Here is a 21,051-nt window from a genome sequence, read left to right on the forward strand (position 1 = left end):
TCCAATGCAATGTGGGGCGGGCGCTTCGCAGAAGGTCCCGCCGCGGTGATGCGCGAGATAAACGCGTCCATCCCCTTCGACAAGCGACTGTGGAAACAGGATATCGCCGGGTCGAAAGCGCATGTCGCCATGCTGGGCAAACAGGGCATCGTCTCGGCCGAGGACGCCGCGACGATCGCCGCCGGGCTGCATCAGGTCGCCGAGGATTATGCGGCGAACGGTGTGGCCGAGGATCTGACCCTCGAAGACATCCATATGCAGACCGAGGCGAAGCTGGCCGCGCTGATCGGCCCGGTCGCGGGGCGTCTGCATACCGCGCGGTCACGCAACGACCAGGTGGCGACCGATTTCCGCCTGTGGGTGCGCGATGCGATCGACGAGACGCTGGTGGCGCTGGGGGCTTTGCGGGAAGCGCTGCTGACCCGGGCGGAAGAGCATGCCGACAGCGTGATGCCGGGCTTCACGCATCTTCAGTCCGCGCAGCCGGTGACGCTCGGCCATCACCTGATGGCCTATCACGAGATGATCGTGCGCGATGCCAGCCGATTTGCGGACGCGCGGGCGCGGATGAACCAGTGTCCGCTCGGTTCGGCGGCGCTGGCGGGGACGGGGTTTCCGGTCGATCGGCACATGACGGCGGCGGCGCTCGGCTTCGATGCGCCGACCCGCAACTCGCTGGATGCGGTGAGCGACCGGGATTTCGCCATCGACTATCTCCAGGCGGCGACCAACTGCTCGCTGCATCTGTCGCGACTGGCCGAGGAATTCGTGCTCTGGGCGTCGCAGCCCTTCGGCTTCGTGGCGCTCAGCGACCAATGGTCGACGGGCAGCTCGATCATGCCGCAGAAGCGCAACCCCGACGCCGCCGAACTGGTGCGCGGCCATGCGGGGCGCATCATGGGCTGCATGACCAGCCTGATGGTCACGATGAAGGGCCTGCCGCTGGCCTATTCCAAGGACATGCAGGACGACAAGCCGCCGGTGTTCGAGGCGCACGACCTGCTGGCCCTGTCGATCGCGGCGATGACCGGCATGATCCAGAGCGCGACCTTCCGCACGGAGCGGATGCGCGCGGTGGCGGAGGCGGGCTTCTCGACCGCGACCGATCTGGCCGACTGGCTGGTGCGCGTCGGCGGCATTCCTTTCCGCGAGGCGCATCACATCACCGGTCGCGCGGTCAAACTCGCCGAGGAGAAGGGCGTGATGCTGCATCAACTGTCGATCGACGATCTGACCGGCATCGACGTGCGAATCAACGACAGCATCTATGACGTGCTGTCGGTCGATGCCTCGGTCGCCAGCCGGGTCAGCTTCGGCGGCACCGCGCCCGCCAATGTCCGCTCGGCCATCGCGACCGCACGGGGCCTGCGCGCATGAAGCGCGCGCTCGCCATGCTGGTCGCGCTGGGCCTGACCGGCTGTGGCGCCGCCAACCGGCTGCAACCCGCCAAGGGCGAGAACCTGCCCGTCGCGCCACGCGGCGCCACCGCGACTCCGACGCCGCAGCAATTGCTGACGGCCACCCCCCAACAACGCCCGCAACGCTCCGACGAACTGATGACCCAGTCGCAGGATCGGCGTTCGGACGAATTTGATTTGCCCCCCCGCTGATGGACCATTTTCATTTTCAGAACGGCGAACTCCATGTGGAGGACGTGCCCGTATCCCGGATTGCCGCGGACGTCGGCACGCCGGTCTATATCTATTCCGCCTCCACCTTCCGCCGTCACGCGCAGGTGTTCCGCGAGGGGCTGAGCGCCCTGCCGCGCGTGCACCTGGCCTATGCGATCAAGGCGAACCCCAATCTTGCCGTGCTCCGCGTGCTGGCGGACGAGGGGTACGGCGCGGACGTCGTCTCGGTCGGCGAGATGCGCCGCGCACTGGCGGCGGGGATGAAGGCGGAGGACATCGTCTTCTCCGGCGTGGGCAAGACCCGTGCAGAACTGATCGCCGCGCTGGAGGCCGGGATCGGCCAGTTCAACCTGGAACTGGAAGAAGAGAGCGCGGTCCTCGCCGAGCTGGCCCATGAGCGCGGCCTCGTCGCCCCCGCCACGCTGCGGGTGAACCCGGACGTGGATGCGGGCACCCATGCCAAGATCTCAACCGGCCGCAAGGAGAACAAGTTCGGCGTGCCGATCGACCAGGCGCTCGGCATGTTCGACCGTCTGGCGGGGCTGCCGGGTATCGACCTGAAGGGTGTCGCCTGCCACATCGGCAGCCAGTTGGGCGACCTCGCGCCGCTGGAGGCCGCCTATAAGCGCGTCGGCGAGTTGGTCGCCGAGCTGCGCGGGGCGGGGCACCGCATCACTCGCGTCGATCTGGGCGGCGGGCTGGGCGTCCCCTACAAGCCCGGCGACGTCATGCCCGCCCCCGCCGCTTATGGCGAGATGGTGGCGCGCGTGACCAGGGAATGGGACGTCGAGCTGATGTTCGAGCCCGGTCGGGTGATCGCGGGCAATGCGGGCGTGCTGGCGACCGAAGTGGTCTGGGTGAAGCCCGGCGTCGCCAATCCGTATGTCATCGTCGATGCGGCGATGAACGACCTCGCGCGCCCTGCGCTCTACGATGCGTATCATGACTTCGTCGCGGTGAAGCCGACCGGCGAGCGGATGATGGCGAATATTGCCGGGCCGGTGTGCGAGACCGGCGATACCTTCGCCATGAATCGCGAGATCGACGCGGTGAAGTCGGGCGACCTGGCCGTGTTCCGCACCGCCGGGGCTTACGGCGCGACCATGGCGTCGACCTATAACAGCCGCCCGCTCGTGCCCGAGGTGATGGTCGAGGGCGACCGCTATGCCGTCGTTGCCGACCGCATCGCCGCCGAGACGATCATCGCCGCCGAGCGTGTGCCGGAGTGGCTGAAGAAGTGACGATCGCCGCCCCATTCCTCCCCATCTCTGATGGGGAGGGGGACCGCGCCCGCAGGGCGTGGTGGAGGGGCCGGGGACATTTGCCCCTCCACCATCGCTTCGCGATGGTCCCCCTCCCCAAGCATGGCTTGGGGAGGAATGGGTGAGTCTCGCCAGTCTGCCCCTATTCGTCCGGCTGGGCGGGCGTCCGGTCATCCTGCTCGGCGAAGGCGAACCCGCCGAGGCGAAGCGGCGTCTGCTCGACCGCGCCGGTGCGCTGGTCGTGGGGGAGGACGCCAAAGCCGCCCTCGCCATCGTCGCCATCGAGGATGAGGACGAAGCGCAAACCGCCATCGCCCGGCTGAAGGCGCGGGGGGTGCTGATCAACGCCGTCGACCGCCCGGCGGCGTGCGATTTCACCCTGCCCGCCATTGTCGAGCGCGGGCCGGTGATCGTCGCCATCGGCACCGGCGGCGTGTCGGCGGGACTCGCGGCGGCGCTTCGCCAGCGGCTGGAGACGTTGCTGCCCGCCGGATTGGGAAAGCTGGCCGAGGGGTTGTACGCCGCCCGCGCGGCCTTGCGCGCGCGCTTCCCGGACGGCGCGGAGCGGCGGCGTGCGATCGGGGCGGCGCTGTCGCCGGGTGGCGCGCTCGACCCGCTGGCGGGCGAAACCGATGTCGAAACCTGGTTGGCGGGCGTCGAGCGTCCGGCGGCGACGGTTGCCGCGTTCGTCCTCACCTCGCCCGACCCGGACGACCTGACCCTGCGCCAGGCCCGTGCGCTGGCCGCCGCCGACCGGGTCTATCACCGCCGCGACGTGCCGCCCGCCATCCTCGACCGCGCGCGCGCCGATGCGGTTCGGATCGAAAGCGAGACGCTGCCTGCGGAATCGGGTGAGGGGCAGATCGTCGATCTCACCATGGCACCCAGCGCATGACGGGCTTCGCCTATCGCATCGACGGGGGCAAAGCGGCCGCCATCCCGATCCGCGAGGCGGTGGAGGCGGAAGCCCGGCTGGTCTGGGTGCATCTGGAGACCAATGACGCGGTGGCGCAACGCTGGCTGCGCGAATCGGCGCATCTGGAGGATTATGTCGTCGACGCGCTGACCGCGACCGAGACGCGCCCCCGCTGCGAGGCGGTGGGGGAGGGGGCGTTCCTCAACCTGCGCGGGCGGAGCAGCGAGCCGCTCGACGGGTCGGACATGCTCGCCTCGGTTCGGATCTGGGCGGTGAAGGGCAAGGTCTATTCGGTGACGCGCCGCCCGCTCCTGGCGATCGACACGGTGCGCAAGGAGGTGGAGGGCGGCGCCATCGCCGATCCGGGCGACCTGATCACCGCCTTCGCCACCGCGATCACCAGCGACCTGGACCCCGATGTGGCGGGACTGGGCGACGAACTCGACAGTTGCGAGGAGCAGCTGGACGAACACCGCGTCTTCCAGCTGCGCCGTACGGTCAGCCGGGTGCGGGTCGCCGCGATCGGTTATCGCCGCTTCCTCAACCCGCAGCGGGCGGCGCTGGAGAAACTCGCGGCGCTGCCCGGCGACTGGCTGGCCGATGACGACCGGCTGCATCTGTCCGCCGCCGCTGACCGCGCCGCGCGCATGGCCGAGGAACTGGAGTCGATCCGCGAGCGCTCGGCGCTGATCCACGAGACGCTGACCGACCTGCGCGCCGAGCAGATCGACAATCGCGCGCTGGTCATCTCGATCGTGGCGATGGTGTTCCTGCCGCTGACCTTCATCACCGGGCTGTACGGGATGAACGTCAAAAACCTGCCCTATGCCGAGGAGCCCTGGGCGTTCGATGCGATATTGGGGGCGTGCACGGTGATCGCGGCGGGGATCGTCATCTATTTCGTGCAGCGGCACTGGTTCCGGCGGTAATCCTTATCCCCGCCCGGCCCTCCGTTCGCGCTGAGCGAAGTCGAAGCGCACGTTCCGCGCTGGCGGCTTGGCGGAGGGATTCCCTTGGCCTTCGACTTCGCTCAGGCTGAACGGAGGGTGGGGAGCGGCCCCCTTCCGCCCTCTTAATTCTTCTTGTTCATCTGGCGCACCGTTTCCCACGCCTCGGCGATATCGGCGATGTTGGTCGCCACGTCGCGGAACACCTGCGGATTCTGGTCGAGCGAGCCGTCGACGATCTGCCGCCGTGCACCCGCATAGAGTTTGGCGAACGTGATCGACATGTCGCGGCCATTCTCGAAGTCGAGCCCTGCCTCCAGCGCGAACAGGATGGCGGTGGCGCGCGTCACCCGCTCGCTCTTGCGCGCGAGCTGGCCATGTTCGGTCGCCCAGGCCGCCGAGCGGAGCGCGGAGATGAGTTCCTCATAGAGAAGCTGGACGAGCGCAGGGCCGTCCGCCATCGCGGTGCGCCCGACGACGTCGATCTGGCGATAGGTCGCGGCGGGATCGGCCAACAGTCCGGTTGCATAGGCCATATCAGTCGCTCTTCGTCCACATCTTGACCTGCTGGTCCATGAAATTCTGCACCGATTTGTAGCTGGAGACGCGCGCGTTCATCGCGGAGAACTGCGCCGTCATCCGGTCCTGCGTCGCGCTCTGGTCGTCCGCCAGATCGCTCTGGGCCAGCGCATTGGCGCTCTGGTCCCTGCTCAACTGCTGGGCGGTCGCGCCCAGCCCGTACAGGGTGCTGGTCGCCGCCAACTGGATGCTGTTCAACTGCGCCGACAGGCCGACCAGATTGTCGCCGCTCGACTGGAACATCTGTTCGACCGCATCCGGATATTGCGCCATCACCTGCGCCAGCCGGGCCGTATCGACCTTTAGCGTCCCGTCCTTGTTGGTGCCGACGCCCAGATCGGCCAGCGTCTTGGGGCCGGGCGTGCTGGCGTCGCCCGGCACGATCTTCGACGTGGTCAACCGCCCCAGCGACTGGGACAGCGTGCGCGCCGCGAGGTTGCTTCGCAGGTCGCCCGTCTGGGGGTTCAGTTCCTTGTTCAGCTCGGTGATCTTGTCGTTGAAGGTCGCAACGAAGTCCGACACGACCGAGGTCAGCGCAGCGGTCGGGCGCGTGCCGGTCAGCGAGACCGGGGTGGTCGAGACCGCGTTCAGCGTCATCGTCACGCCGCTTACCAGATCGCTGACGGTGTTGCTGGCGCGCTCCACCGTGACGCCGTCGACCGTCAACTGGGCATTGGTCGCCGTGGAGGTGTCGCGCGTGCCCGTCGCGCCGCCGCCGACGTTGAGCCGCGACAGACCCGCCGTCGCCCCCTCGCTGGCGGTCACGGTGAAGCTGTTCGCCGCTCCCGTCGTGCCGGTGAAGGACAGATAGGCCTTGCCGTCGGCGTCGGTGATGACCGAGGCGGTGACGCCGGTCTTCGCCGCGTTGATCTTGGTCGCGACATCGTCGATCGTCGGGCTGGTGCCGTCGTCGAAGCTGACCGTGACGGCGGCGTTGGAGCCGACCTGGATCGACAGGCTGCCGGTGCCCATCGAGGCGGTCCGGTCATAGCTGGTGCGCGTCACGCTGGTCTGCGGGGTGGCGAGCGCGTTGACGGTGATCGACTTGGACAGCCCTGCCAGCTTCGCGCCCGCCGCCGTCGTCACGCTGAACACCGCCGAATTGCTGCTGCTCGCCTGGGTCGCTAGCGTCCCGCCCTTGGCGAGCGTGGCGAGCGAGCTGGCGAAATCGGTGATCGAGCTCATGATCGTCGACGTCGCCGAAATCTGAGAGGTCAGCGTATCGGCCTTCGCCTTCAGCGCGGCGTTGCGCGCGGCGAACTGCGCCTGGACCAGCGAGGGGACCAGCGAGGACAGATCGATGCCCGAACCGGTCTGGAGCGAGGTGAACAGCGCCTGCGCGGCGGATTTGGTCGCGTCGGTGGTCGACTGGGTCGCCGTGGTGCTGGTCACCGCGGACGACGATGAGGTCGAGGAAATGGTCGTCATCGACGGGACTCCGGCACGCGTTCGCCTTCGTGAACGACCATCGCGATGGTTTCTTTAGGGATTTGCGACGAACGGTTCATGGCGTGCCGGTTCATGGCTGGGGCTGGCCGTTCTCGTCGAAGCGGGCGTCGACCGGCACCTCGACCGGCGGCTGCGCCGTGCCACCCGCGCCGGCGTTGAGGCCGAAGACGAAGGCGAGGACGACCGCGATCGCCTGATACAGGTCGGCGCGAACCTCCTGCCCCTCGCGGCTGGTGTAATAGACGGCGCGGGCGAGCTGGGGATATTCCAGCACGGGCTTGGCATATTCGCCCGCCATCTCGCGGATCGCCAGCGCGGTGGCCCCGCGCCCCTTGGCGACGACCACCGGCACCTCGTCCTGGCCCCGCTCGTAGCGCAGCGCGACCGCGAAATGGGTCGGGTTGGTCAGGATGACATGCGCCTCCTGCACCGCCGCGCGCACCGCACGATGCGACATCTCGCGCTGCTTGGCGCGGATATGCGCCTTGGCCTCGGGATTGCCCTCGGCTTCCTTATGCTCGTCCTTGACCTCCTGCTTGGTCATCTTGAGCTTGGAGAAGAGCTGGAAGATCTGGAGCGGCACGTCAAAGCCCGCGATCAGCACCAGCCCCATGCCCATCACCAGCAGCACCGAGATGAAGGTCCCGCCCAGCGAGCCGAGCGCGGTGTTCAGGTCGGTCTGCGCCAGCCCCATGGTGGTGCGCGACGACTTCCACAACATGTACGCGCCGATCGCGCCGAGCAGCACGACCTTGAGAAGCGACTTGCCCAGCTCGGTCCAGCCCTGCATGCCGAAGATGCGCTTCAGGCCCGAGGCGGGGTTGAGCTTGGACGGCTTGGGCGCGATCGCCTTGGGATTGAAGTGGAGCGAGCCCAACCCGGCCTGCGACGCGATGGTCGCGACGATGGTGACCGCGAACAGCGAGGCGAGCGAGGGGGCCAGCTTCCATCCCGCCTCCATCAGCGGGCGGAAGGGCTCGAAATCCTCGACATCGGCATGGCTGAACTGGAAGCTGGCGGCCATCACCGCCTTGCATGCGCCGAGCAGGGTGGGCCCTGCGAAGATCAGCCAGGCGATACCCGCCATCATCACCAGGGCCGCCGCCAGATCGCGGCTGCGCAGGATCTGCCCGTCGTCGCGCGCCTTTTCGCGACGCTTCTGGGTTGGGGCTTCCGTCTTTTCGCCGCCCTCCGACATCAGCCGAGCACCAGCGTCTGGGTGGCGGCGAGGCCTTCGCGCAGGATGACGAGCATATAGTCGCCCATGGCGGGGAAGGCGATGGCGATGGCGATGACGCCGAGGAACAGCGCGGCGGGCAGGCCCACCGAGAAGAGGTTGAGCGAGGGCGCGGCGCGGCTCATCATCCCCATGACGAGGTTGAGGCAGAGCAGCAGGAAACCGACCGGCAGCGCCAGCAGCAATCCGGCCAGGAACGCATAGCCGCCGAACAGCGCGATCGCGCGGAACTGCGCCGGGGCCATCCAGGCCTGTCCGGGGGGCAGCGCGTCATAGCTCTTCACGATCGTGTCGACCAGGATCAGGTGCCCGTCGACCGACAGGAAGAGCAGGGTCAGCATCACGGTGAAGAACTGGCCCAGCGCCTGGGTCGAGCGGCCGTTGAGCGGATCGATGGTGGCGGCGAAGTTGATGCCCATCGATCCGCCGATCAGCTCGCTGGCGACCAGGGGTGCCGAAAAGGCGACCTGCAGGATCAGCCCCAGCGCCAGCCCGACGATCGCCTCCGCCGCCACCGACATGATGGTGGGCAGGGCGAAGATGACGGGCGGCGGCACCACCGGGTGCGCCATGTTGACCAGAAAGGCGATGGCTCCGGCCAGGCTGACCCGCACGGGTAGGGGGATCGACACCGCGCCGAACACCGGCGCGGTGATGAACGCCGCCCCGACCCGGACCATGATGAACAGGATCGCCCAGGCCTGCGGCTCGATCGAGAGGCCGAAGCCGAGCATGCTATTTCACGAGATCCGGGATGCGCTCGAACATGCTGATCGTGAAGTCGCTCAGCAGGCCCATGATGAGGCTGCCGAAGATCAGGATCGAGAGGGCGACGACGATCAGCTTCGGCACGAAGGACAGGGTCTGCTCGTTGATCGAAGTCGCGGCCTGCACCATGCCGATGACCAGTCCCGACACCAGCACGGGCAACAGGATCGGCGCGGCGGCGAGCGCCAGCACCCACATGGTCTGGTTGGCCAGCGTCAGGAAATAATCGGCGTCCATGATGCGGTCTTTGTCCCGTGTGGGTGGGTGGGGCGTGGCCTTCGACTTCGCTCAGGCGGAACGGAGGTTGGTATTCGGGGCGATATGGGGTGGGTCTATTCCCTACAGCCGTTCAGGCTGAGCGAAGTCGAAGCCCAGGCCCCGCCCTTACGTCGCGAAACTATTGGCCAGACTGCCCATGGTCAGCGCCCATCCGTCGACCAGCACGAACAGCAGCAGCTTGAACGGCAGCGAGATGATCGAGGGCGAGAGCATCATCATGCCCAGCGCCATCAGCACGGTGGCGACGACCAGGTCGATGACGATGAAGGGCAGGAAGATCAGGAAGCCGATCTGGAACGCGGTCTTCAGCTCCGAGGTGACGAAGGCGGGCAGCAGCACTGAATAGGGAATGTCGTTGGGGCTGGCATAGGGGCCCGACTTCGCCATTTCGGCGAACATCGTCACGTCCTTGATGCGGGTCTGCTTGGCCATGAAGGCGTGGAGCGGCGCGCCCGCCGCCTTGATCATCTCGGTGCCGGGCAGGCGACCCTCGGCATAGGGCTGGATCGCGTTCGCGTTCATCTGGCTGATGGTGGGCGCCATGATGAACAGCGACAGGAAGACCGACAGGCCGATCAGCACCTGGTTGGGCGGGGTCTGTTGCAGGCCCAGCGCCTGGCGCAGGATGGCGAGCACGATGACGATCCGGGTGAAGCTGGTCATCATCAGGATGATGCCCGGCAGGATCGTCAGCAGGCCCATGATGATCAGGACCTGGAGCGACAGGCTCAGCGAGCCCGAGCTGCCATTGCCGCCGCCGCCGAGCTGGCCGATCGCGCGGTCCACCGCGTCGCCGACACCCGGCGCGGGCGCGGCGGCCGGGGCGGCGGCGGGGGCCGCCTGGGCGAAGGCGGGCATCGCGATGACCAGCGCCAGCAACAGGGCCAGCAGAATCCATAGCGGCTTCAGGCTGCGGCCCGGTGCCGACCGCCCATGCGTCCGGATCAGCGCGGGGCCGGTGCCCCGGCGGGTCACGGAAATGCTCATTGGTCGAACTTCTTCGGCGCGAAGCGGGACACGAAGTCGCGACCGCGTGGGGTCGTCGGTTCCATCGGCGTCGGCGTCACCGGCGTCGCGGGGCCCTTGCCCTCGACCTTGTCGACCAGCTGCACGCCGCCGCGCCCGACCGAGACGAGCAGGTTGCGCCCCTCGAACTCGATGACCGCCAGCCGCAGGCCGGGCGAGATCATCATCGTCTCGCGCACATGAATCAGCCGCGTCGCGGGGCGCCCGGGCATCCGGCTTTCCAGCCGCCGCCACAGATACAGGCACCCGATCATCAACCCGCAGATCAGCGGCAGCAGGACGACCAGCTTCAGGATATAGGACCAGAGCATCGGGTGGGTCAGCCGCGCTTGTCGGGGTTGACCAGCTCGGTCATGCGTACGCCGAAGCGGTCGCCGACCGTCACCACCTCGCCCCGCCCGATCAGCGTGCCGTTGACCAGCACGTCGAGCAGTTCGTTGGCCTGACGGTCCAGTTCGATCACGCTCGATTCGGACAGCGCCAGCAGCTCGCGCAGCGACAGCTGGGTCGAGCCGATCTCCACGGTCAGCTTGACGTCGACATCCTGGAGCAGCCGGAAATTGGCCGCGACCGACGTGTCGACGGGGAAACCCCCGGCCATATCGTTCATTCTTCGTGTCCTTCGTGAGCGCGGGCCAGTCCCTCGATGGACCGGTTGAGCGTGGTAAGCTGGACGGCGGCGCGGCCATTGGCGGTGCCGACCGTGCCCATGCCGAGCAGGTCGCCGCCGACCATCACCGGCACTTCCGGGCCGAAACTGATCGGGATCACGTCGCCGATCTTCAGGTCCATCAGGCGGCTGAGCGGAACGACGGGTTCGGCCAGGACCGAGCGGACCGGGAAACGCACCGTCATCACCGCGCGGGTCAGGTCGCCGCGCCAGGTGGGATCGGCGGCGGCCTGCTTGTCGACCACCTTGCCGGTCAGGGCGGAGCCGTGCGGCTTCAACGCGCTGACGGGATAAAGGATGTCGAGCATGGTCGGGCGACGAGTCTGTCCGGCGATGCCGAAACGGGTGACGATCATCGCGTCCTCGCCCTCGATCCCCGACAGCATGGCGGGTGAGGATTCGGGACGACCGGCGCGGAAGTCCAGCCGGGCCAGCGATTCCCAGGCATTGCGCAGCGGGATCGCCATCATGTCGCCCAGCTGCGTCACCATCGTCTCGGCCCCGTGCGAGAATTCGGCGGGCAGGGGATCGGGCACATTGCCGGTGCCGCCGAAGAGCAGGTCGATCAACGACAGGCCGAACCCGCCATCGATGACGATCAGCGCCTGCGAATCGGGGGGCGACCCGCCGGGCGCGCTCATCGTCATCGGCAGCCACGCGCTCAGCCCCTCGCCGCGCTCCGCCCGGTAATCGGCGAAACGCTGGACGACCAGCGGCTCCGCCCAGCAGCGCAGTTCCTCGCGAAGCAGCGATTCGAACAGCCCCCGCAGTGTCCGCGCCAGACGCGCGGACAGATGCTGCATCGTGTGCAGATCGCCGAACGGGTTGAGCTTGGTCGAACCCAGCACGCCGTGGTCGGCGGTGGGCTGTTCCCGATTGCGCTCGCGTCGTTCGGCCTGAGGGGTGGCGTTAACCATGCCTCACTGAACAACGAAATTGGTAAAGTAGACGTTAGCGATACCCCCGAATCCCTCTTTCTGCCGAAGAATCTCGTTGATCGCGTCGACCAGCTTGCGTTGTAGCTGGCGCTTGCCCTCGCTGGAGAACACCGCTTCCTCATTGGCGTCGCCCAGCGTCATCAGGATGGCCGAGCGGACCGCCAGGTCGTTGGTCTTCAGATTGTTGATGACCGTATCGTCATAGGGCGTCGATACCGCCAGCCCGACCTGGATGATATGCACCGAGTCGCGCATGTTGGACGTGAAGTCCTTGGGCAACTGGTAATAGTTGCTGGCATAGCGTTCGCCGCCGTCGCCGATCGGCGTCTTCATGCCGACATTTTCGTGGCCGCCGCCTTCGCCGCCCTCTCCTCCTTCGCCGCCGCCGCCATGGCCGCCGCCTTCTTCGCCTTCGCCGCCCTCACCGGCGCGCTTCTGCTCGGCCTTGGGGACCAGCTTGGGGCCGGGATGGCTGGCATCGGCCTCGGCCTCTTCGGCGGCGGCCTTGTCCTTGGTCGAATGGCCGCCGACCAGCCCCGAATTGGCGGCGTAGAGCCCGGCCCCGACGCCACCGCCCAAAAGGACGACGACCCCGGTGGCCATGACGAGGATCTTGCCGATCTTGCCCTTCTTCTTGGGCTTGCCCTCGGTTTCGGGCGTGTCTTTCGCGTCGCTCATGTCTCAGTTCCTCAGGCGATTCGGGTGGTGGCGATGGCGGCGGCGGGGTCGCCCGACGCGCTCTCGCGGAATGGGTCGGTCTCGGGCGCGCGCGGGCGTGCCGGAACGATGGGGGCGGGCGGGGTCGCCGGACGCTGGTCGCGCGCCGACTGGCCCAGGTCGGAGCCGCCGGTCGCCCCCGCCTGCACCGCCATGCTGCCCAGCCGCATCCCCTTGTCCTCGGCCAGCTGGGCGAGCGTCGCATGCGCGTCCGCCAGGATCGTCGCGGTGTGCGCCTGCTCGGCGGTGAAGTGGATATGCGTCCGGTCGTCGTCGCGCCGGATCGCGACGGCGATCCCGCCCAGCGCGTCGGGTGAGAGCTGAATCCGGGTGTCGGCGGTCGCGGCGTCCTCGCGCATGCGGTCGATCCGGTCGATCATCGCCTGCGGCCAGTGATGCTGCGTCATGTCGAGCGGGGCGTGATCGGCGGTCGCGGTCGCCGCGACCACGGGACGCGCGCCATCGGTCGCCGCCAGCGCGACGGGATCGGCGGCCGCGCCCGCCACGGTCAGCGTCGCGCGATCGGACGCTTCATCGCGATCCTCGGGGGCTGTGGACAAATGGCGCAGTGTTTCCGCCAGCAGGCCGATCACCGGCGCGCCTTGCGCGGGTTGCAGCACGCTCAGCGGACCGCTGGGCAGAGCGGGGGACGGGGCGAGCGTTTCGGTGTTCGTCTCGACACGGGGCTGGGCGGCGACCAGGCGAAAGCCGGTGGCCCGGGCCGCCGGGGGCGGCATGTCGGCGACCGGGCCTGTGGCGGGCGCCAGCGCATCGAGCATCGCGGCGTCGCTCGGTCGGATCAGGGGCGTTGCAGCGTCGGGGCGCGGGGCATTGGGGGCGGCGGCGTCGGGAAGGGCGGGCTGGAGCAACGAGCTCGCATTCCCGACCGGTGCCGGACGCGTCGCCTTAATCGTGTCGCTATCGATGCTTGGCGGCCCATCCTGTGGGACGATCATCGGGGTCGTCGCGATCGCGATGGCGAGCGGGCTGGTGACGGTTCGATCGGTGACGCCCGGGTCGGTCGCGGCGGCCTCACCGCTGGCGACCGGCGCCGCATATTGGGTCGGCGGCGGCACGTCGGCGAAGACCGGCAGGACCATCGGCAAAATGCCCGGCAAGGGATTGCCGGGGTCCGCTGCCGCCTTGTCGCTCGTCTCGGGCGAGGAATCATCGTCCTCGGTGACGAGCGAAAGCCCGCCCGTGTCTGCGACGGGCGACGCTATCGCGAGGAGATCGGAAAATTTCTCCGGATTTCCGTCGCCTGCCGGGATCGTGCCGCCCGGCTTGGCGGACAGGCTGCGACCGGGATGCAGGACATCCAGCATGAGGAAGGAGGGAATGGCTGACATGGCATAATACCCGTCAGCAAGGATCGTGCCGATTTTGCGAGCGGCGCGGCGCGGCGGCGGGCATGTCCTCCAGCGCGCGCATTTCGGCGCGGATCGCGGCGGCGCGGGCGCGTTCGAGCAGCTTTTCGACCGCCGTCTGATCGCGCTTGGCATCGCGGGTCTGCTCGGCGGCGCGGTCCGCCTGGCGCTCGGCGGCGGCGACGCGACCGGCGGCGGCGTCGGAGGATTCGTTCAACCGGTTGCGGAAATGCGCCCGCGCCATCAGCGCCACCGCCGAGGTCGGCGGGGCCGGGGTGGGAGCGACCGCCTGGGCCAGTTGGGCGATGCGATCCGACAACTGGCGTTCGGTCGCGACCCGCTGCTGCGCGCGCGATTCCTCGGCCATGGTCAGGTTGAGTTGCAGCGTGCGGACCCGGTGGAGCCGGTTCAACATCGCCTGTTGCCGGTTGGGCATGGTCTGTCCTTCGGTCAGGCGCCGGGCTGGCCGAACACGCCGACCAGTTCCTCGACCGCATGGTCGAGCGGCACGATCTCATCGGCGTCCTGGCGGATATATTCCATCACCGCCGGGTGGCAGGCGATGGCGGCGTCGATCGCCGGGTCGGCCCCGGCGCGATAGGCGCCCATCAGCACCAGGTCGCGATTTTCCTCATAGGTCGCCAGGTGGCGGCGCAGCGTCCGCGCGGCCATGGCATGCGGCTTGCCGACGATATCGGTCATCACGCGGCTGACCGAGGGGCCGATATCGATCGCGGGATAGACACCGCGCTCGGCCAGATGGCGGTTGAGCACGATATGGCCGTCCAGGATCGAACGCGCCGAGTCGACCACCGGGTCGTTGCCGTCGTCGCCGTCCGCCAGCACGGTGTAGATGGCGGTGATCGACCCCGGCCCATGCGCATCGGCCCCGGCGCGCTCGATCAGATTGGGCAGCATCGCGATGGCGGACGGCGGATAGCCGCGCGCCGAGGCGGGCTCGCCCAGCGCCAGCCCGATCTCGCGCCCGGCATGGGCGACGCGGGTCAGCGAATCCATGATCAGCAGCACCTTCTTGCCCTCGGCGCGGAACGCCTCGGCAATGGCGGTGGCGCGCAGGGCCCCGCGAATGCGCAGCACCGGCGAATGGTTGGCGGGCACCGCGACCACGACCGAGCGCGCCCGCGCCTCGCCCGCCACCTTGGTTTCCAGAAAGTCGGCGACCTCGCGGCTGCGCTCGCCGATCAGGCCGATGACGATCACATCGGCGCGGGCGGCGCGGACCATCATGCCCAGCAGCACCGACTTGCCGACGCCCGAACCCGCCATGATGCCGACGCGCTGGCCCTGGCCGATGGTCAGCAGCCCGTTGATCGCGCGCACGCCCACGTCCAGCGGCTCGCGCACCCGGCCGCGATCGAGCGGCGACTGCATCTTGCCCGCCAGCGGCCAGCGGCCCGCGCCGCGAATGGGGCCCAGTCCGTCGATCGGCTTGCCCGACCCGTCGACCACGCGGCCCAGCATCGCCGCGCCCACTTCCGCCTCGCCCGGAGGACCGAGCGGGCGCACCGGCGCGCGCGGCAGCAGCGGTGCGGGACCGCCCAGATTCATCAGGAGCGTGCGACCGTTGCGGAAACCGATCACCTCGGCCTCCACCCGCTCGCTCTCCGCATCGCCGATCGCGCAGACGGTGCCCACCGGCAGCGACAGGCCGACCGCCTCCATCAACAGCCCGTCATAGGAGGACAGCCGCCCCGACACGCTGACGCGCGGCGCGAAATCGGCCTGGGCCAGCGTTTCCAGATAGTCGGCGGTGAACCGGTTCAGCATGACGGGACCGGCACCTTGTCCATGACCGCCGCCAGCTGATCGAGCCATAGGCGCGGTCCGTCCTCGATGATGGTGGAGGCGCTTTCCAGCACGAAGCCGCCGCGCTCGACACTGGGATCGCCGACCGGGAAGATCGTCTGCGGCAGTCGCCCTTCCAGGGCGGCGACATCGTCGGGATGGACGCGCAGCATCGCGGACTCATGCGCCTCGGCCAGCAGGTCGATCGCGCCCTCGATCCGCGCGGTCAGCCGGGCGGCGTCGATGCCGGTCTCACCGACCAGCCGGGTGACCAGCGCCATGACGGTGTGCCGCAACTGGTTCGCCATCATGTCGCGGTCGATCCGCGATGACAGCGCGTGGGAGATGCCGCCGATCAGCTCGGCGTCGCGTGCCTGCGCTTCGGACAGGGCCTGGAATTCGCGGGTCGCGTCCTCGACGCCCTGGGCATAGCCCTCGGCATGGGCGGCGGCGCGGGCCGCCGCGATCGGATCGACCGCAGGCTCCTCGCCTTCCTCGCACGCGGCGAACGGATCCCAGCCCTGGGTGGGGTCTTCGGTCCGGTTGGCCGGGTGGAAGTGGCGGGGCCGCGCCTGTCCGTCCGCTTCCGGGGCGGGATCGGCACCCGGCACCGGCGAGCGGGGGCGGAACGACACCGGGCCCGCGCCCAGATCGAAGCCCATGCCCATATCGGCACCGGCGCCGGCAACCGACCCGGCACCCATGCCGGGCAGGTCCGACCGGGCGAAGCCGCCCGGCGGCGCGAACGCCTGTTGCAGCGCCGCCGCCGCCGCATTCTGCCGCGCGGAGAAACCCGCGACGAAATCAGACATAATCGTCCTCGCCGCCGCCCATCATGATGGTGCCTTCCTTGGCCAGGTTGCGGGCCACCGCGATCATCGCCTTCTGCGCCTCCAGCACTTCGGACAGCTTCATGGGCCCGCGCGAGTCGATCTCGTCGCGGATACCCGCCGCCGCCCGCGCCGACATGCACGCCAGGAAGCGTTCGCGCGCCGCCTCGTCCGCGCCCTTGAGCGAGCGGATCAGCACTTCGCCATCGACGTTGCGGATGAGCGCGCCCAGATTCTTGTCGTCCATCTCCAGCAGGTTCTCGAAGATGAACAGCGCCTCTTCGATCTGCTTGGCGACGTCGCGGTCGATCTTGAACAGCTTGGGCATGACCCGCTGCTCGGTCGCCTTGCGCGCGCTCGACAGGATCTTGGCCGCCTCGCGCGAGCCGCCCATGGTCAGGCCGTTGCCCGCCCCGCCGCCGCCATTGCCGCCGCTCGTGCGACGCGACAGGATCGCGTTCAGCGTCTCGATCGCCTGCGGCGTCACCGGCCCCAGCCGCGCGACGCGGTGCAGGATGTCGGGCTGCATCGTCTCGGGCAGCAGTTCGAGCACCTGGCCCGCCACCGCCGGATCGCAATTGGCGATCAGCACCGCGCCGATCTGCGGATGTTCCTTCTCGACGATCTTGGCGATGTCGGTCGCGTCGAGCCAGTGGAGCATCTCGATCTCGCACTGCGCCTCGGGCGGCACGATGCGCGACAGCACGCTATCGGCGCGTTCGGGCCCGAGCGCCCGGTTCATCAGATTTTCGACCAGCGGCTTGGGCTCGAACGCGATCGAGGTCCGCGCCCGCGCACAGCCGACGAAATTGTCGAGCACCTCGTCGACGTCGCTCTCGCTGACATCCGCGATCGAATACATCGCCTTGCCCAGTTCGCGCACCTCGTCGGGGTCCAGCTTTTGCAGGATGGCGGCGGCTTCCTCCTCGCCGACCAGCATCATCAGGACCGCCGCACGCTCCACCCCGCTATAGGCGCGGGGGGCCTCCGCAACCGCGCTCATGCCTGCGGCTCCGGCATGCGGATCATGTCGCGGATGGCGAGGGCGGCGCGGGCCGGATTGTCGCGGGTGAAGCCGCGCACCTTGCCGATCCGTTCGTCGAGCACGGTCGAATCCTCGATATCGTCGAGCGTCACGGGCGGCTGGACCGCGATCTGATCGGGCCGGACCTGACTGGCCAGCGCGGGATCGCCGTCGGCCTCCTCCACGCCATCTGCGCCGTCGGCGGCCCCCATCGGCAGCGCCTTGGTCGCCGCCTCGTCCTTCTTCTTCGTCATCGCCTTGACGAGCGGACGCACGCCGAGCAGCAGGACGAGCAGCGCGATGATCAGCGCGGTCGCATTGCGCGCCAGCACGGGCAGCCAGCTATTGTCGTACCAGGCCGGACCCTGATCGGTGCTCGCATCGGCGAACTTGCGGCTGATGACGGTCACATTGTCGTTGCGCTGCTGATCGAAGCCAACCGCCGACTTCACCAGATCGGAAATCTGGCCGATCTCCATCTGGCTGCGCTTGCCCGTGGCGGGATCGCGCAGCAGGACGGCGACGGTCAGCCGCTTGATCGAACCCGGCGCGGCGCGCGTCACCGAGACTTCCTTGCCCAGGTCATAGGCGCGCTGGAAGCTGTCGGACTGTTTTTCGGGGTTCACGCCCGGACCACCGGCGACCGGCTTCTGGTCGGCGGGCGGCGTGCCCGGCGCGCCATTGGCGGCCTGCGGCTGTTGCAGCGTGCTGGCGGGCGGCGGGGTGTTGGACAGCGCGCCCGGAATGCCGCCCGGGGTGGTCGGGTCCTTCTGGTTGCCGGTCCAGTTGCCGGTTTCGGCGCGCAGCACGCCTTCCTTGTCATAGGATTCGCGGGTCGCGCTGGTCTCGTCCAGATTGACCTCGGCCTGCACCTCGGCGGTGAAGTTGCCCGCGCCGACCAGGGGGGTCAGCAGCTGGATCAGCTGGGTCCGGTATTTCTCTTCCATGCGGCGCTGGAAATCGATGCGGCGATCGTCGCCATTGGCACCCTCGGCGCCCTTTTTGGACAGCAGGCCGCCCATCTGGTCGACGATGGTCACGTCCTCCGGCTTCATCCCCGGCACCGACGAGGCGACGAGATTGACGATCGACTGGACCTGCGATTCCGACAGCGAGCGCCCGGCATTCAGCTTCAGCACCACCGATGCGGAGGGCGAGGCATGGTCGCGCACGAAGACCGACGCCTCCGGCATGGCGAGGTGGACGCGCGCCTCGGCCACCGCGTCGATCTCCTGGATCGAGCGGGCCAGTTCGCTCTCGCGCGCCTGGCGAAGCCGTTCGCCCTCGACCGCGCGGCTGACGCCCATCGGCAGCTGGTCGAGGATCGCGTAGCCGCCGGGCGCCTGCTTGGGGAGCCCCTGGCCCGCCAGCAGCATCCGCGCCCTGGAATAATCCTCCTCGTTGACGGTCAGTGCGCCGGTGCCGTCGTTGATCTTGCTCTTGATGTTCGCGGCCGACAGCGCGGTCGTCACCGCCTGCTTGTCCGCGTCCGAGAGATTCTCGAACAGCGTCTTCTGCGGCGGGCTGGACAGCGCCATCCAGGCGAGCGCGGCGGCGGCGATCAGTCCGATCAGCATCGCCATCGGCGCGGAACGGCGCACGGCGGGCTGCGCCATCACCGATTTGATCTGGCGCAGCGGGTTGGCGAACTTTTCCGGCAACGGCGGCAGGGCCGGTGCGGGATTGGTCGATGCGGGGGTGAGGGCAGTGCTCATCTTACACCGGCATGCTCATGATGTCCTTATAGGCGGACAGGAGTTTGTTACGGACCTGCAACGTCGCTTCGAAGCCGACCGAGGCCTGCTGGCGCGCCATCATCACCTTGGCGATGTCGACGGTTTCGCCGCGTTCATAGGATTCGGACAGGCGGGCGGCCTGTTGCTGGCCTTCGTTCACGCCCTTCAGCGCGGTTTCCAGCGTGTCGGCGAAATTCGCCGGAGCCGCCGGGGCTTGAGTCTGGGCGGCCTGTGCCGCCTGGTTGGCACCGGCCTGGCTTGCCGCCTTGAGCGCCTGATTGCGTTCCAGGATCTGCGCACGAAGCGCCATCACCCGGTCGACGCTCATCGCGCCGCCGACACCGCCGACGCTCATGCCATCATGGCCCGGCTAGAGGGGCGGATGATCTCCTCGCCCTGCTCGCGCGCCTTGGCGAGGCGGTAGCGCAGCGTGCGCTCCGAAATGCCCAGGCGCTTGGCGGTCTCGACCCGGTTGCCGCCGCACGCGGCCAGCATCTCGCGGATCGCGGCGAATTCGCTCATCTGCACGACCTTGCCCAGCGTGGCTTCGGCGGTCGTCACGGTCAGCGGCATGTCGTCGGTGTCGTTGGCGACCATCGGGCGGTCGAACACGATATGCTCGGGCTCGATGGTCGCGCCGCCCGCGAAGAGCAGGGCGCGTTGGATGACGTTTTCCATCTCGCGGACATTGCCCGGCCAATTGTGCATGGCCAGCTTCTCGATCGCCGCGACGCTGGGCCAGGGCATGACGGCGCGGCCCGCGGCGTGGCGCAGGATCATCGTCGCGGCGAGCGCGGGGATGTCCAACCGCCGCTCGGACAGCGCCTTGGTGGTCAGCGGGAAGACCGACAGGCGGTAGTAAAGGTCGGCGCGGAACCGGCCCGCCGCCACTTCGGCCTGAAGGTCGCGATTGGCGCAGGCGATGATGCGGACGTCGACCGACTGCGGCATCGACGCGCCGAGCGGGATCACCTCGCGCTCCTGGAGCACGCGGAGCAGCTTGGCCTGAAGCTGGAGCGGCATCTCGGCGATCTCGTCGAGCAGCAGGGTGCCGCCGTCCGCCGCGCGGAAGAAACCTTCGCCCGCCTGGGCCGCGCCGGTGAAGGCGCCCTTCTGGTGACCGAAGAGCAGCGCCTCCAGCATCGATTCGGGCAGTGCCGCGCAGTTGATCGCGACGAACGGCTTGGACGCGCGGGCGGACTGGGCGTGGATCGCGCGGGCCACCACTTCCTTGCCGGTGCCGGTCGGGCCGTTGATCAGGACGGTGATGTCCGACTGGGCGACCCGCTCGGCCAGGGTGAACAGCGCCAGGCTCTCCGGATCGGCGGCGGTCGGCATGTCCGGCCCGGCGACCAGCGCGCGGACGAAGCTGTTGCCGACACCGGCCTCGCTTGCCGGATAGATCACCGTCGTCGGTCGGCCATGGCTTGCCGGGATGATGGCGGGCTCGGCCCCGTCGCCGACGATCACGGTGCGCGTCGGATGGGTTACGACGTCGTCCGGGGTCAGCAGGAACATGTCCCCCGCCTGTGGCGCGGCACCCGGTTCGGCAATCGCCAGACCCTGAGCGCGCAATGCGGAGATCAGCGCATATTTCTGCTTGATCAGGGCGGGAGAGGGAAGAATCGACGGCATCGGCGGGGAAGTCCTTTCGTGACTCCCCATTGCCGCTTCTTTGGTAAAACCGCGGTTAATGCGGCAAGAATGGCGGCAATATTTTTCCGGGCGCACGCGGGCATGCGCCCGCGCCACCGCGCGGGGGCGGGCGCACGCGTCCGCCCGCCCGTGAAACGGCAATTTCGGCAAAACTTAAGGGCAGGTTTTTGCCGGTTGGCGGCTAAATCCTGCCGGAATGCGGCCGTTCTCCAC

The 21,051-nt window shown here is 68.6% G+C and carries 23 protein-coding genes; 5 read left to right on the top strand and 18 right to left on the bottom strand.

The window, feature by feature from the left end:
* The first annotated feature begins 9 nt into the window (after positions 1-9).
* The 5 genes from argH to OXQ33_RS08625 all read left to right on the top strand — a co-directional run bounded on the left by argH (position 10) and on the right by OXQ33_RS08625 (position 4,738).
* Positions 10-1,377 carry an argininosuccinate lyase gene (gene argH / locus OXQ33_RS08605; protein ID WP_267434334.1) on the top strand — a complete coding sequence of 456 codons (1,368 nt, stop codon included), beginning with the start codon at positions 10-12 and terminating at the stop codon, positions 1,375-1,377.
* Positions 1,374-1,610 (top strand): hypothetical protein, encoded by a 237-nt coding sequence (locus OXQ33_RS08610; protein ID WP_267434272.1) that lies wholly within the window; start codon positions 1,374-1,376, stop codon positions 1,608-1,610. The genes argH and OXQ33_RS08610 overlap by 4 nt, the downstream gene beginning before the upstream one ends.
* Entirely contained in the window at positions 1,610-2,872 is a 1,263-nt protein-coding gene (gene lysA / locus OXQ33_RS08615; protein WP_267434273.1) for a diaminopimelate decarboxylase, read from the top strand. Before OXQ33_RS08610 ends, lysA begins: the two co-directional genes overlap by 1 nt.
* 142 nt (positions 2,873-3,014) lie before the next feature.
* On the top strand, positions 3,015-3,788 hold the full coding sequence (locus OXQ33_RS08620; protein ID WP_267434274.1) for a bifunctional precorrin-2 dehydrogenase/sirohydrochlorin ferrochelatase: 774 nt from the start codon (positions 3,015-3,017) through the stop codon (positions 3,786-3,788).
* The gene (locus OXQ33_RS08625) at positions 3,785-4,738 is read left to right on the top strand and encodes a zinc transporter ZntB (protein WP_267434275.1); all 954 of its coding nucleotides are present in this window, start codon (positions 3,785-3,787) and stop codon (positions 4,736-4,738) included. The genes OXQ33_RS08620 and OXQ33_RS08625 overlap by 4 nt, the downstream gene beginning before the upstream one ends.
* A gap of 143 nt (positions 4,739-4,881) precedes the next feature.
* Here OXQ33_RS08625 and OXQ33_RS08630 read toward each other — a convergent pair whose 3' ends face one another.
* The 18 genes from OXQ33_RS08630 to OXQ33_RS08715 form a co-directional block, all read right to left on the bottom strand.
* Entirely contained in the window at positions 4,882-5,292 is a 411-nt protein-coding gene (locus tag OXQ33_RS08630) for a flagellar protein FliS (RefSeq protein WP_267434276.1), read from the bottom strand.
* Position 5,293: 1 nt separating this feature from the next.
* Complete coding sequence (gene fliD / locus OXQ33_RS08635; protein ID WP_267434277.1) at positions 5,294-6,763, bottom strand: flagellar filament capping protein FliD; 1,470 nt, start codon at positions 6,761-6,763, stop codon at positions 5,294-5,296.
* 91 nt (positions 6,764-6,854) lie between these two features.
* Positions 6,855-7,982, bottom strand: coding sequence for a flagellar type III secretion system protein FlhB (locus OXQ33_RS08640; RefSeq protein ID WP_267434278.1), 1,128 nt, complete (start codon positions 7,980-7,982; stop codon positions 6,855-6,857).
* Positions 7,982-8,755, bottom strand: a complete 774-nt coding sequence (gene fliR / locus OXQ33_RS08645; RefSeq protein ID WP_267434279.1) for a flagellar biosynthetic protein FliR — start codon at positions 8,753-8,755, stop codon at positions 7,982-7,984. The genes OXQ33_RS08640 and fliR overlap by 1 nt, the downstream gene beginning before the upstream one ends.
* Before the next feature lies 1 nt (position 8,756).
* Positions 8,757-9,026, bottom strand: coding sequence for a flagellar biosynthesis protein FliQ (gene fliQ, locus OXQ33_RS08650; protein ID WP_267434280.1), 270 nt, complete (start codon positions 9,024-9,026; stop codon positions 8,757-8,759).
* Between the two features lie 147 nt (positions 9,027-9,173).
* Entirely contained in the window at positions 9,174-10,055 is an 882-nt protein-coding gene (gene fliP, locus OXQ33_RS08655; RefSeq protein ID WP_276039970.1) for a flagellar type III secretion system pore protein FliP, read from the bottom strand.
* Complete coding sequence (locus OXQ33_RS08660) at positions 10,052-10,405, bottom strand: flagellar biosynthetic protein FliO (RefSeq protein WP_267434281.1); 354 nt, start codon at positions 10,403-10,405, stop codon at positions 10,052-10,054. Before OXQ33_RS08660 ends, fliP begins: the two co-directional genes overlap by 4 nt.
* A gap of 8 nt (positions 10,406-10,413) precedes the next feature.
* Complete coding sequence (fliN, locus tag OXQ33_RS08665; RefSeq protein ID WP_007406148.1) at positions 10,414-10,704, bottom strand: flagellar motor switch protein FliN; 291 nt, start codon at positions 10,702-10,704, stop codon at positions 10,414-10,416.
* Positions 10,701-11,681 carry a FliM/FliN family flagellar motor switch protein gene (locus OXQ33_RS08670; protein ID WP_267434282.1) on the bottom strand — a complete coding sequence of 327 codons (981 nt, stop codon included), beginning with the start codon at positions 11,679-11,681 and terminating at the stop codon, positions 10,701-10,703. Before OXQ33_RS08670 ends, fliN begins: the two co-directional genes overlap by 4 nt.
* Positions 11,682-11,684: 3 nt before the next feature.
* The gene (locus OXQ33_RS08675; protein WP_267434283.1) at positions 11,685-12,380 is read right to left on the bottom strand and encodes a flagellar basal body-associated FliL family protein; all 696 of its coding nucleotides are present in this window, start codon (positions 12,378-12,380) and stop codon (positions 11,685-11,687) included.
* 11 nt (positions 12,381-12,391) lie between these two features.
* A complete protein-coding gene (locus tag OXQ33_RS08680) occupies positions 12,392-13,768 on the bottom strand; it encodes a flagellar hook-length control protein FliK (RefSeq protein WP_267434284.1) in 1,377 nt (458 codons plus the stop codon).
* 13 nt (positions 13,769-13,781) lie between these two features.
* Positions 13,782-14,222 (bottom strand): hypothetical protein, encoded by a 441-nt coding sequence (locus OXQ33_RS08685; protein WP_267434285.1) that lies wholly within the window; start codon positions 14,220-14,222, stop codon positions 13,782-13,784.
* A 14-nt stretch (positions 14,223-14,236) separates the two neighbouring features.
* Complete coding sequence (locus OXQ33_RS08690) at positions 14,237-15,574, bottom strand: FliI/YscN family ATPase (protein WP_267434286.1); 1,338 nt, start codon at positions 15,572-15,574, stop codon at positions 14,237-14,239.
* On the bottom strand, positions 15,568-16,404 hold the full coding sequence (locus tag OXQ33_RS08695) for a FliH/SctL family protein (protein ID WP_267434287.1): 837 nt from the start codon (positions 16,402-16,404) through the stop codon (positions 15,568-15,570). Before OXQ33_RS08695 ends, OXQ33_RS08690 begins: the two co-directional genes overlap by 7 nt.
* The gene (gene fliG / locus OXQ33_RS08700; protein WP_267434288.1) at positions 16,397-17,425 is read right to left on the bottom strand and encodes a flagellar motor switch protein FliG; all 1,029 of its coding nucleotides are present in this window, start codon (positions 17,423-17,425) and stop codon (positions 16,397-16,399) included. The genes OXQ33_RS08695 and fliG overlap by 8 nt, the downstream gene beginning before the upstream one ends.
* A complete protein-coding gene (fliF, locus tag OXQ33_RS08705) occupies positions 17,422-19,161 on the bottom strand; it encodes a flagellar basal-body MS-ring/collar protein FliF (RefSeq protein WP_267434289.1) in 1,740 nt (579 codons plus the stop codon). The genes fliG and fliF overlap by 4 nt, the downstream gene beginning before the upstream one ends.
* 1 nt (position 19,162) lies before the next feature.
* Entirely contained in the window at positions 19,163-19,537 is a 375-nt protein-coding gene (gene fliE / locus OXQ33_RS08710) for a flagellar hook-basal body complex protein FliE (protein WP_267434290.1), read from the bottom strand.
* A complete protein-coding gene (locus OXQ33_RS08715) occupies positions 19,534-20,817 on the bottom strand; it encodes a sigma-54 dependent transcriptional regulator (RefSeq protein ID WP_267434291.1) in 1,284 nt (427 codons plus the stop codon). Before OXQ33_RS08715 ends, fliE begins: the two co-directional genes overlap by 4 nt.
* Positions 20,818-21,051 lie beyond the last annotated feature (234 nt).

The sequence above is a fragment of the Sphingomonas sp. GM_Shp_1 genome (genome assembly GCF_026540895.1).
In the GTDB taxonomy this organism is placed as follows: Bacteria; Pseudomonadota; Alphaproteobacteria; order Sphingomonadales; family Sphingomonadaceae; genus Sphingomonas.